This is a genomic window from Arachnia propionica (genome assembly GCF_900637725.1).
Taxonomy (GTDB): Bacteria; Actinomycetota; Actinomycetes; order Propionibacteriales; family Propionibacteriaceae; genus Arachnia; species Arachnia propionica.
The window spans coordinates 1317203-1329129 of sequence record NZ_LR134406.1 but is presented as its reverse complement, the minus strand read 5'-3'; the positions used below and the strand labels follow the sequence as shown (position 1 = coordinate 1329129).

Annotated in this window: 10 protein-coding genes and 1 riboswitch; of the genes, 6 read left to right on the top strand and 4 right to left on the bottom strand. The window is 66.5% G+C overall.

All coding sequences use genetic code 11. From position 1 onward, the window contains the following. The first annotated feature begins 11 nt into the window (after nt 1-11). Both EL272_RS05725 and ptsP read left to right on the top strand, forming a co-directional pair. The gene (locus tag EL272_RS05725; protein WP_061787094.1) at nt 12-284 is read left to right on the top strand and encodes an HPr family phosphocarrier protein; all 273 of its coding nucleotides are present in this window, start codon (nt 12-14) and stop codon (nt 282-284) included. Between the two features lie 8 nt (nt 285-292). Continuing rightward, nucleotides 293-1969 carry a phosphoenolpyruvate--protein phosphotransferase gene (gene ptsP / locus EL272_RS05720; RefSeq protein ID WP_082793774.1) on the top strand — a complete coding sequence of 559 codons (1677 nt, stop codon included), beginning with the start codon at nt 293-295 and terminating at the stop codon, nt 1967-1969. 140 nt (nt 1970-2109) lie between these two features. On the opposite strand, the gene EL272_RS05715 is transcribed toward ptsP, so the two are convergent. The 3 genes from EL272_RS05715 to EL272_RS05705 form a co-directional block, all read right to left on the bottom strand. Next, on the bottom strand, nt 2110-3105 hold the full coding sequence (locus EL272_RS05715) for an ABC transporter substrate-binding protein (protein ID WP_061787096.1): 996 nt from the start codon (nt 3103-3105) through the stop codon (nt 2110-2112). Beyond that, nucleotides 3102-3941 (bottom strand): ABC transporter permease, encoded by an 840-nt coding sequence (locus tag EL272_RS05710; RefSeq protein ID WP_061787097.1) that lies wholly within the window; start codon nt 3939-3941, stop codon nt 3102-3104. The genes EL272_RS05715 and EL272_RS05710 overlap by 4 nt, the downstream gene beginning before the upstream one ends. Before the next feature lie 69 nt (nt 3942-4010). After that, nucleotides 4011-4149: riboswitch (FMN riboswitch) on the bottom strand. 35 nt (nt 4150-4184) lie between these two features. Then, complete coding sequence (locus tag EL272_RS05705; RefSeq protein WP_061787098.1) at nt 4185-7106, bottom strand: bifunctional [glutamine synthetase] adenylyltransferase/[glutamine synthetase]-adenylyl-L-tyrosine phosphorylase; 2922 nt, start codon at nt 7104-7106, stop codon at nt 4185-4187. Between the two features lie 62 nt (nt 7107-7168). Between EL272_RS05705 and EL272_RS05700 the strand changes: the two genes are divergently transcribed. Further along, the gene (locus EL272_RS05700) at nt 7169-7645 is read left to right on the top strand and encodes a sterol carrier family protein (protein ID WP_061787099.1); all 477 of its coding nucleotides are present in this window, start codon (nt 7169-7171) and stop codon (nt 7643-7645) included. Here the strand turns inward: EL272_RS05700 and EL272_RS05695 are convergent. Beyond that, nucleotides 7632-8924: a glutamine synthetase family protein gene (locus tag EL272_RS05695; RefSeq protein WP_189497543.1), complete on the bottom strand. Its 1293-nt coding sequence runs from the start codon at nt 8922-8924 to the stop codon at nt 7632-7634. The genes EL272_RS05700 and EL272_RS05695 overlap by 14 nt on opposite strands. A gap of 128 nt (nt 8925-9052) precedes the next feature. On the opposite strand from EL272_RS05695, the gene EL272_RS05690 reads away from it, so the two are divergent. The 3 genes from EL272_RS05690 to EL272_RS05680 all read left to right on the top strand — a co-directional run bounded on the left by EL272_RS05690 (nt 9053) and on the right by EL272_RS05680 (nt 11887). Continuing rightward, nucleotides 9053-9901: a DUF2510 domain-containing protein gene (locus EL272_RS05690; RefSeq protein ID WP_159424526.1), complete on the top strand. Its 849-nt coding sequence runs from the start codon at nt 9053-9055 to the stop codon at nt 9899-9901. Between the two features lie 123 nt (nt 9902-10024). Next, complete coding sequence (locus tag EL272_RS05685) at nt 10025-10873, top strand: DUF2510 domain-containing protein (protein WP_159424527.1); 849 nt, start codon at nt 10025-10027, stop codon at nt 10871-10873. Nucleotides 10874-10933: 60 nt separating this feature from the next. Next, a complete protein-coding gene (locus tag EL272_RS05680; RefSeq protein WP_061787102.1) occupies nt 10934-11887 on the top strand; it encodes a DUF2510 domain-containing protein in 954 nt (317 codons plus the stop codon). The last annotated feature ends 40 nt before the right edge of the window (nt 11888-11927 follow it).

Here is an 11927-nt window from a genome sequence, read left to right as displayed (position 1 = left end):
AAGGAAAAACCATGACCAACCGCACCGCAATCATCGCCTCCTCCGTCGGCCTTCACGCCCGCCCGGCGAGCCTGTTCGTCCAGAAGGTCACCCGCTCCGGGTTGCCCGTGACCATTTCCCGCCCCGGCGGGAAACCCGTCAACGCGGCATCGATGCTGGCGGTGATGTCCCTGGGCGTCAAGTGTGGGGAGGAGGTCGAGCTCTCCTGCGACGCGGAGAACGGCGACGCCTTCCTCGACGAGCTCGTGGCCTTCCTCGCCGTCGATCACGACGCGAAGGGATGACCAGCACCATGCGCACCCTGACCGGAATCGGAGTCTCCCCCGGCAGCGCCATCGGCCCGGTGGCCGTCGTCCGGCCGCCCCAGCCCCTGCCCGCGACCGAACCCTGCTCGGCGGATCCACAACAGGACCTGACGAGGGTTGCGGATAGCCTGTCCGTCGTCGCGGATGATCTCGACGCCAAGGCGGCAAAACTGGAAGGGGATGCCGCGGAAATGGTTGCCGCCGCCGCCATGATCGCCCGCGACCCTGGGCTGATCGAGGCCGTCGAACAGAACCTCGACGGCCACACCGGCCCCGCTCATGCGCTGCAGGCCGCGGTCGCCGGCTATGCGGAGCAGTTCGAGGCCCTCGGCGGATATTTCGCCGAGCGGGTCGCTGACCTGCGCGATGTCGGGATGCGGGCGGAGGCCGTTCTCCTGGGCCGCCCGGTTCCGGGGGTTCCCGAACTCACGGAACCGAGCATCGTGGTGGCCGAGGACCTGGCTCCCGCGGAAACCGCCATGCTTTCCCCGGACCTGGTGCTGGGCATCATCACTTCTGGGGGAGGCAGGACGAGTCACACCGCGATCCTCGCGGCGCAGCGCGGCCTGCCTGCTGCCGTCCAAGTGGCCGGGGCGCTCGAGATCCCCGATGGAACCACCGTTGCCCTCGACGGCGAGTCCGGGGCCGTGGTGCTGGATCCCGACGAGACCGTGAAGACGAAACTACGGGCCCGGAGCGAACGCCTGGCGCAGCTCAACGAACTGACCTCGCCGGGCAGCACCTCCGACGGGCACCCGGTGGCGCTGCTGGCAAACATAGGGGACGTCAACGACGCCCGTGCCGCCGCGCTCACGGCCGCCGAAGGGGTTGGCCTGTTCCGCACCGAGTTCGTGTTCCTGGACGCCCAGAACGCGCCCGGCGTGGCGGAGCAGGCGGACCTGTACGAAGCGGTACTGGCGCCCTTCGGGACCCGCCCCGTCACGGTACGCACCCTCGATGCCGGGGCCGACAAACCACTCGCGTTCGCGGATCTGGGGCCGGAACCCAACCCCGCGTTGGGCCGCCGGGGCTACCGCCTGATGGAGGAACGCCCCGACCTGTTGCGGGACCAGCTCGCCGCCCTGGCGGAGGCGCAGCGCCGCACCGGGGCGAGCGTGAAGGTGATGGCCCCCATGATCGCCACGGCGGATCAGGCAAGGGCCTTCGCGGAAACCGCCCATGAAGCGGGGCTGCCCGTGGCGGGCATCATGATCGAGGTGCCGTCCGCCGCGCTGCGCTCCCGTCACCTCCTTGCTGCCTGTGATTTCGCGAGCATCGGCACCAATGACCTGTCGCAGTACACCATGGCCGCTGACCGGATGGTCGGGGAACTCGCGGACCTCCTGGACCCGTTCCAGCCCGCGGTGATCGACCTGGTGGCGGCGGCCTGCGAGGGTGGCCGGATCAATGAGCGGCCCGTGGGGGTCTGCGGCGAGTCGGCGGGTGACCCGCTGATGGCCCTGGTGCTGACTGGCCTGGGGGTCTCCTCGCTCTCCATGTCGCCAAAACGGATGCCCTTGGTCCGGTTCGCCCTCGGCCTGCACGAGCTGGCCACCTGCCGCGCCATGGCGGAGGCCGCCAGGGCCTGCGCGGACGCCGCCGAGGCGCGGGCGGGCGTCGCCGATCTGGCCCACCCGGATCTGCGCGAGCTGCTCGGCGTCTGAGGGGCCACGTCAGCGGGACCGTCCCGGTACCGCAAAACCCCACGGACCTCGCACACGAGTCGCCGTGAAGCCTGGTTTCACGGCGACTCGTGTGCGGCACTGGTCCGGTTGATTTCGTCGTTCCTTCTCCAGGGAGCCCCTCAGCCCACTTCCAGGACCGTGTTCTCGGGGGCGGCCTCGATGATCCCGACTCGGGCGAGGAACTCCCCCATCCGGGTGAAGTCGTCCCGCTCGACCTTCACCGAGGCCTTTCCGTCCGTCCCCAACCAGAATTTGCTGGTGGCCTCGAGGACCGCTTCCGCTTGTTTCCGCTGGGCTTCCTCCGCGAGGGCGGGGACCTTCGCCTCGGTGGCCCTGAGAGCCAGTTCGGGGTTGTTCAGGATCCGGTTCTCCGCCTCGAGAACGGCCTCCGCGATAAGTTTGAGCTGTTCGGCGGGAAGGACACCCTCCCGGGTGACCAGCCCGGGACCGACCAGGTTCGGTTTCTCCTTGTCGACCACGTCGAGCTGGTTGTAGGGGAACCCCGCGGCCTTCAACTGAACGGCCTCATTGTTGCTGAACCCCACGACGGCATCCGTCTTGCCGGTGGTAAGGGCTGCTACCTGTGTCCACCCGATCTCGGTGATGCCCACCTTGTCCTCGCTGAGACCTGCACGGTCCAGCGCGACGAGGGTTGTGTACCAACCTGCTCCGTACCGCCCCTGCACCCCCAGGGTTTTCCCAGCGAGACCGGAAAGATCCGTGATGTCACCGGAGCCGAGGATCACCCCCGGGTACTGCCGGTAGCAGGTGGCAAAGGTACGCAGCTCAGGCATTCCCCCTGCAGCCGAGACCACGGCTTCGTCGCTGGATGCGAACACCACCTGTTCTTCTCCCGCCGCCAGTGCGGTGAACAGGCCCTCCTGGGTTCCGTGGTGCCTGAGAGTCAGGCTGATTCCGGCGTCCTTGAAGAGTCCCTCGGATTCGGCTACGTAGAAGGGGCTGAACTGGATGTTCGGAATGTAGGTGAGCCCCACCGTGATGGTCGTCCCGTTCGTGGTGGTGTTCTGTTGCCCCGCCTGCCCGCCACAGGCGGCCAGGGTCGTCCCGCCGAGGGCGGCGACACCGAGGAGGAAAGAGCGACGGTTCGGTTTCATAGGTGTTCTCCTTGCAGGTTTCGGTTGGCGACGCGTTCGACGAGACCCATCAGGGACACGAGAACGGCTGCGATGATCGCCAGTAGGGCCAGGACAGTGAAAACCCCGACGGTGTCCACTGCCTGCTGGGACTGGGTGAGCAGGACTCCGAGCCCCTGTCCGCCCATGACGAATTCACCGACGATCGCGCCGGTCATGGACAGCACCACTCCCCCACGCACCCCGGCCAGGACGGCAGGAGCGGCCATCGGAGCCTCGACGTGGACGAGGCGCCGCCAAGCTCCCGCCCCGTCGAGCCAAGCGGTCTCGATCACGCGCATGTCCAGGCCACGCAATCCCACGACGGTGGTGGTGACCATGGGGAAGAACGCGATCACCGAGCAGAGGACTGCGACGGGAATGGTTCCGTACCCGATCCACAGCACCAGCAGCGGTGCGATGGCCACGAGCGGAACCGTCTGGGAAAAGGCTATGAAGGGTTCGGCGACGGCCGCGAGCAGCCGTGAGTGGGCGATCGTGAATCCCAGCGGCAGGGCGACGGCAATGGACAGGGCGGATCCGAGAAGCGCCGCCACCAGGGTTGGTTCGACGTAGCGCCATGCGATTCCGGAACCCATCCAGCGGGCGGCACGAGAGACCACGGCCACCGGGTCCGGGAGCAATACCGCAGGGGTGACCCGGGTGAGCAGCCACCAGGTGAGCAGCGCCACCAGCACGGCCACGAGTGGGGGCAGGACACGCGCTACGAGTGAAACCGGCCGGGTGCGGGCGGGATAGGCGGACCACAACCCGGCCCGGGCGACGAGCCGGCCACGTCGCGTTTGCTGCTCGGTCAAGAAAACCCCGGTCCTTCCTCGGCCCGGGGTGCACGCACAGCGCCCACATCCCTGCCGGTGTGGACCGTCGACGCGCTCCTCCCATCCAGACTTTCACTGTCGGTCCCGGAGTTTCACCGGATCAACCTGTTGGCCCGTTCAAACTGGGCCGCGAGGGTCGCGGACTGTCACCGCCGGTTCGGACTTTCACCGACCCCGGATGCGTCGGCAACACCCTATCCCATCCCGGACAGGGCCGCGAGCTCACTCCTCGGGCATCTCGTCCCAGAACACCCGGTTGACCACCCTTGACGCGCGTCGCATGACCCGGATCGTGTCGTCGACGAGCCTGGAGCGCTGACCCGGGCCGTATCCAGCCAGTTCGGCGACGGCCGACTGCTCCCGGTAGTCGACGGGCAGGGCATCGCCGGGCCGGCCACGCACCAGCATGATGGCGTTGCGCACCCGGCTGACGTGCAACCATCCCTCTCTCAGGTCGGTGGCCTGTTTGGCGGTCAGCAACTCGAGTCCCTCCGCCGCGTCAATGGCTTGGAGAGTGGAGGACGTGCGCAACGCAGGCCGGGCCCCGGCGTGCTGCAGCTGGAGCAGTTGCACGGCCCACTCCACATCCGACAGACCACCTGATCCGAGCTTGAGGTGACGCTCTTTGTCCATGCCGCGGGGAATGCGTTCGGTCTCCATCCGCGACTTCAACCGGCGGATCTCCGCCACCTGTGCGGTGGTGAGGCCCCCGTCCGGGTATCGCAGCCCGTCCAACTCCCCGAGTACGGCGGATGCCAGTTCCTGTTCCCCCGCCGCGGGGCGGGCCCGCAACAGGGCCTGCGCCTCCCAGACGGAGGACCACTTCGCGTAGTAGGTGAGGTAGGAGGAAACGGTTCGCACGAGCGGTCCGCCCTTCCCCTCGGGACGCAGACCGGTGTCCACCACCATCGCCGGATCGGGTCCGGGATTTCCGACGAGATCGCACGCCAGGCGAACGAGCCTGGTGGCTGCCGCCTGCTCCTCAGGTCCGGAACCGTCGGGAATGACGAACATCGCGTCGGTGTCGGAGGCGTAACCGAGTTCGTATCCGCTCCAACGCCCCATGCCGATCACCCCGACGGGCGGTGCCTCCACCTCCCGACGGGCGAGTTCGAGCGCCGCATCCAGGGTTGCTCCCGCAAGATCGCTGAGCGCCAGCCCCACCGTGGTGACGTCCGCGGCTCCCAGCACGTCGGCCAGCGCTATCCGGCACAGCTCGGAGCGGCGCAGCGCCCGGACCGACGCCACCGCGGCGGCTTTGTCCGAGGCACGCCCGATGTCCCGGCTCATGGACCGGGAGAGCAGTTCACGCGGCCGGAGTTCCAGATTCTCACTGCTGGCGAGCATCTGCACCATCTCAGGAGCCCGCATCAGCAGATTGACCACGTAGCGGCTGGAGGACGCGATGCGTGCCAGTCGCTGAGCCATCCATCCCTCGTCACGCAGCGCCCGCAGGTACCAGGAGCTGGTTCCCAGCGCCTCGGAGAGCTGCCGGAAGGCGAGCAGGCCGTAATCGGGATTCGGGCCCTCCGCGAACCAGCCCAGCATGGCGGGCATGAGCTGCCGCTGGATCTCGACCGCCCTGGTCGAGCCGTTCGTCAGGGCCTGGATGTGTCCCAGAGCGGCGTGGGCGTCCTCGAAACCGAGCACCCGCAGGCGTTCCTGGGCCGCATCCGTCGAAAGCCGCAGCTCCGCCGTGGGAATGGCGGAGACCGCGTCGAGCAGTGGGGAGAAGAAAATGCGTTGCTGCAGTTTCTCCACCGCACGGGTGCTGCCACGCCACATGTCCCTGACCTCGTCGGGAGTTCTACCAGTGGTGCGGGCCAGATGAACCCAACCCGGTTCGTCATCCGGCACCAGGTGGGTGCGACGCAATCTGCGGAGCTGAACACGGTGTTCCAGCACCCGCTGGACCCGGTAGGCCCTGGCCATGTCAGCGCCATCATCTCGGCCGATGTAGCCGAAGGCGACCAGGGCACGCAGCGCCTCGAAGGTGCCGCGGGCACGCACCCGTTCGTCTCCCCTGCCGTGGACGAGTTGCAGAAGCTGCACGGTGAACTCGGTGTCCCGCAGCCCCCCGACACCGAGTTTGATTTCCCGGTCAGCCTCCTTGGCGGGGATCAGGGAGATGACCCGGTTCCTCATGGCACGCACGTCCGGCAGGAATCCCGGACGCTGCGCCGCCTCCCACACAAGCGGGGACACCATGTCGCAGAAGGCCTGCCCCAGCTCCCGGTCCCCCGCCGCGGGACGCGCCTTCAGGAGGGCCTGGAACTCCCAGTTCTTCGCCCACTTTCCGTAGTAGGTGGCGCAGGAAGCGAGGCTGCGCACCAGGGGACCGGCATTGCCCTCGGGGCGCAGGGCGGCGTCGACCGGCCATATGGTGCCCTCAGATGTGTGTGCCGAACAGATCCGGGCCATGGCGGCAACGACCCTCGCCCCCACCCTCATGGCCTCCTCGTGATCAACCCCCTCGGCGGGTTCGGCGATGTGGATCACGTCGACGTCCGAGATGTAGTTGAGTTCCTCGGCCCCGGCTTTCCCCATTGTCACCACTGCGATCCGCACCGAGGAGGATCCGGGCACTTCGGCCCGCGCGCACTCGAGGGCGCATTCGAGGATCGCATCGGCCAGGTGACTCAGTTCGGAGGCGATGTCATCGACCAGGGCCATGGGGTCCTCGCTGGCCAGGTCCCTGGCCGCCACCTGCACCAGGGCGGCGTGGTTCGCCCGGCGAAGCAGGTTCGTGTCAATCTGTCCGGAGTCGTTCACGGCACGCGCCCGGATGTAGTCCCGCCAGCCTGCTCTCCGCGGCCCGGGTTCGGATGCGAGTACCTCGAGCTCCATGGGATTCTTCACCAGGAACCGCGCGAGCACGGAGGACCCCCCAAGCACGAGCAACACCCGGGCCAGCCATCCCGGGTCAGCCGCTATTCGTGGGAGCAGGGTGGGCTCCCGTTCCCCGATGCCCGCCATGCACTCCAGAGCCTGGTCCCGGTCGGCGGCCCGGGTGAACGCCTGCAGGGGCACCGGCGGTTCGGTTCCCAGCCGTGCACACCAGTCCTGCCACACCCGCGCTGCGTTGCTGGGGGACTCGAAACCTCGCCGCGCGAACTCACCCACCTTGGTGCTGACCCTGTTCACGTTTCCACCCTAACGGCCCGCGCCACACCGGTTTCCGTTGACGTGGCATTTAGGATTGCCGCATGTTCAGCGCTGACGAGAAGACCATCGCAGAGTTGCGGGATCTCCGCGAATGCCTGGCCGCCATTGACCCCGCCGAGGCCACCGTCCTGGGCCTGGCGCTCGAGGGCGAACTGAGCCGACGCACCCCGGACCTGACACGGGTGCTGCTGCGCGCCGCGGATTCCGCGGGGAAACACGGCCTGGCCCTGGGCCGGACCTTGACGGCCGCATGTTGCCGTGCTTTCTGCGCACGGCTGGGCGATCTCCATCCGGGTGCCGCAATCGAGGTGCGGGTCCCGCCCTGGGCCGCGGTTCAGGTGAGTTTCGGGAACGGCCCGAAACACACCCGGGGGACGCCCCCGAACGTAGTGGAGATGGAACCCTCCACCCTCCTGGGCCTGGCCACCGGGCAGCTCTGCTGGGCAGAGGCCGAAGTGAAGGTGTCAGGTTCCCAAGCGGAGCGGGTGGCTGCGGCGTTTCCCCTCACAGCACCCTGATGTGCCGTGCGATCTCCCACGGGGTTACCTGCCTGCGGTAGGCCTCGAACTCGGCGCGTTTGTTCCGCATGAAGTAGTCGAAGACGTGCTCCCCGAGCGTTTCCGCCGCGAGCTCCGAGCCCTCCATCACCCGCAGCGCCCCGTCGAGGCTGCGCGGCAGGGATTTGATCCCCATCGACCGGCGTTCTTTCTCGGTCAGTCGCCAGACGGCGTCCTCGGTTTCCTCCGGCAACGGGTATTCGTTCTCGATCCCCGCCAGCCCGGCGTTCAGCATGAGCGCGAAGGCCAGATAGGGATTGCAGGCCGGATCCGGGGCGCGGTACTCGATGCGGGCCGAACTCGCTTTGCCCGGCGAGAACTGAGGCACCCGGATCAGCGCGGATCGGTTGGCCCGGCCCCAGCAGGCGCAGGTGGGTGCCTCCGAACCTCCCATGAGGCGTTTGTAGGAGTTGACCCACTGGTTGGTCACGGCGGTGATCTCCGGAGCGTGTCTCAGCAGCCCCGCGACGAACTGCCGGGCCGTCTTCGACAACCGGTACTCGTCGGCGCCGTCGTGGAAGATGTTGGTGTCCCCCTCGAACAGCGACATGTGGGTGTGCATGCCGGATCCGGCGTGTTCCGTGAAGGGTTTCGGCATGAACGTCGCGTGGATGCCCTGGGAGACAGCCACCTCCCGGATGACGACCCGGAAGGTCATGATGTTGTCCGCCATGGTCAGGGCATCCGCGTAGCGGAGGTCGATCTCGTGCTGCCCGGGTGATCCCTCGTGGTGGCTGAACTCCACGGAGATCCCCATCTGCTCCAGCATAGTGATGGCGTCGCGCCTGAAATCGGTTCCGTCGCCGAGGGTGGTGTGGTCGAAGTAGCCGCCGTCGTCGAGAGGGACCGGCGGGTTGAGCTGACCGAGCAGGAAGAACTCGATCTCCGGGTGGATGTAGAAGGTGAACCCCATGTCGGCGGCCTTCTTCAGCGCTCGTTTCAGCACGTGCCGGGGATCCGCGAAACTCGGGGTTCCGTCAGGCAGCTGGATGTCGCACAGCATCCTGGCCGTGCCGCGTTCCGTCTGCCGCCACGGCAGCACCTGGAAGGTCGACGGGTCCGGATGGACGACCATGTCGGATTCGTAGACCCGGGCAAATCCCTCGATGGCCGAGCCGTCGAAACCGACCCCCTCCGCTATGGCACCCTCGACCTCGGCAGGGGCGATGGCCACCGACTTCAACGACCCCAGCACGTCGGTGAACCAGAGACGTACGAAACGAATGTCCCGTTCTTCCATCGAGCGCAGCACGAACTCTGTCTGCCTGTCCATGGCACTAGTGTGCCGTAGTCCGAGCCGGTTCAGGCGCTGAACCCGGCCGGAAACCCCGAAAGGTCATGTTCAGGTGAGCCCCCATAATGGGTTTCATGGCAACGCCCGGCTGGTACCCCGACCCTGATGGTTCCGACACCCCCCGCTACTGGAACGGCGAGGACTGGGAGGAATCCTCCCGGGGAAGGACCAACACTCGTTCCGCGACCCGGAGCAACGCCTGGATTCTCGGTGTGGGTGCGCTCACGCTGCTGATCGTGGTTTCCGTGATCCTCTGGCAACCCTGGAAGAGCAACCCCTGGAGCTCCCCCACGGACAACAACTCGTCCCGCCCAACCGGCCGTCAGTGGGATGAGACCGCACCTTCCGAGTCCCCGACCTCCCCCCAACCATCCGATGGCCGAGGCCGCCCCACAGCGTGCCCGATAGCCCAAAACCCCTCCCCTCCGGCCCCAAAGGACAACTGGTTCTCCTCCGGAGGCATCAGGTACCAAGGGGTTCCCGGCTGGAGGACCAACAAGGCAAGCTACATCGACTTCGCCTCGGAACGCTCCGGCCAAGACGACCATGTGACGGAATCCTGGGTGTCCGTGACCGCGATCGGGCAGCTGTCGAAGACGGACTACAGCGCCGACACCAGGATCGCGGCCAAACAACTGATCAGCTGCCTGTCGACCTCCTACTACTACAAATACCTGGATCGGGTCGAGTCACTGGAGGACAAGTCCTTCCGCACCGCCGACGGAGTAGAAGGATGGCTGATCAGAGCAAACTTCTGGAACAAACCCGGCCACTACACCGTACTCGGCGACGAAGTGGTGGTGGTCATCCTCGACCAGGGAGCCCCCAACACCATCACCCTCTTCCACACTCAGGCGCCCATCGGCGACTCCGCCCGACAGGAGATGGTCAAGAAGAGCCTGGATTCCCTGGGCCGAGGCTGAAACGCTGATGATGGAACTCCCCCCTCGCCGACTTTCCACGCAGTAGTCCGAGCCGGTTCAGGCGCTGAACCCGGCCGGAAACCCCGAAAGGTCATGTTCAGGTGAGCCCCCATAATGGGTTTCATGGCAACGCCCGGCTGGTACCCCGACCCTGATGGTTCCAGCACCCCCCGCTACTGGAACGGCGAGGACTGGGAGGAATCCTCCCGGGGAAGGACCAACACTCGTTCCGCGACCCGGAGCAACGCCTGGATTCTCGGTGTGGGTGCGCTCACGCTGCTGATCGTGGTTTCCGTGATCCTCTGGCAACCCTGGAAGAGCAACCCCTGGAGCTCCCCCACGGACAACAACTCGTCCCGCCCAACCGGCCGTCAGTGGGATGAGACCGCACCTTCCGAGTCCCCGACCTCCCCCCAACCATCCGATGGCCGAGGCCGCCCCACAGCGTGCCCGATAGCCCAAAACCCCTCCCCTCCGGCCCCAAAGGACAACTGGTTCTCCTCCGGAGGCATCAGGTACCAAGGGGTTCCCGGCTGGAGGACCAACAAGGGAAACTACATCGACTTCGCCTCGGAACGCTCCGGCCAAGACGACCATGTGACGGAATCCTGGGTGTCCGTGACCGCGATCGGGCAGCTGTCGAAGACGGACTACAGCGCCGACACCAGGATCGCGGCCAAACAACTGATCAGCTGCCTGTCGACCTCCTACTACTACAAATACCTGGATCGGGTCGAGTCACTGGAGGACAAGTCCTTCCGCACCGCCGACGGAGTAGAAGGATGGCTGATCAGAGCAAACTTCTGGAACAAACCCGGCTACCACACCGTACTCGGCGACGAAGTGGTGGTGGTCATCCTCGACCAGGGAGCCCCCAACACCATCACCCTCTTCAGCACCCAGGCGCCCATAGGCGACTCCGCCCGACAGGAGATGGTCAAGAAGAGCCTGGATTCCCTGGGCCGAGGCTGAAACGCTGATGATGGAACTCCCCCCTCGCCGACTTCCCGCGCAGTATCTAACATGGACCCCATGGCTGCTCCCCCCGGCTGGTATCCGGATCCCCAGAACCCCCATCGCAAACGCTACTGGGACGGCATCCGCTGGACGGTGCACGTGCAGAATCCGCCCACCCACCAGACGGCATCATCGGCCACACCACCCGACCCACAGCCCGTTCAGCCGCAGGTGCGATCCGAACAGTCCGGCTACCCGCAGCCCCAGGCCCGACCGGTTTCGGCATCCTTCCCCCCCAAGAAGTCCCGGAACGTCGTGCTGTGGATGGCGACGGGGATGGTCATCACCCTGTTCATCGTGGGCGGGCTGCTGTTCCTGTTGAACAACCGGTCACAGCCCACGAGCCAGCCGAGCCCCTCCGCCTCGCAGGACGGAGCGTCCCCGACCGCGAGTGCCTCGGGAAGTTCCGATGCGGGAATCAAGGTGGGTTATGCGGTGCGTGGGGAGAGCAACTGCCCGACAACGGCAAATGATGCCCAGGGGGTACTGACCGATGGGCGCATCACGTCCCCGGGAGGCCTCAGCTACCCGGAGATCCAGGGTTTCTCTCCCTCGCCGATCAACTACGGCTTCATCCACCAGTCAAACACAATGACGAAAACCTATTCGGGTCAAGAGGGGCAGGCCGTGGTTACCGTCGGCACCCTGAAGACCGAGGATGGCTTCGGCGAGGCCACCAGCAGCGCACTCCGGGTCGTTCGATGTGTGATAAGCAACCCGAAGTTCTACAGCAACAACCCGACGGCCGAGGTGACCCAGATCACGGAGAACAAGGATGACGGGACCGTAGTGCTCCAGGTCCACATCCCCACCGAGGGCAGAACCGGAAACGCGGGAGACAGACTTGCCGTGGCGATCTACCCGGAGAAGTCGCGCAAACAGGTGGTTCTTTCGCTCGTCCCCCAGGACGATTCCTCGGCCCTGGAAGCCGTCAACACCGCTCTGGCCGGGCTCAGCCTGAATTCGTAACACACCTAGTCACCCCAGAAACGGCGACTGCTCGAGACCT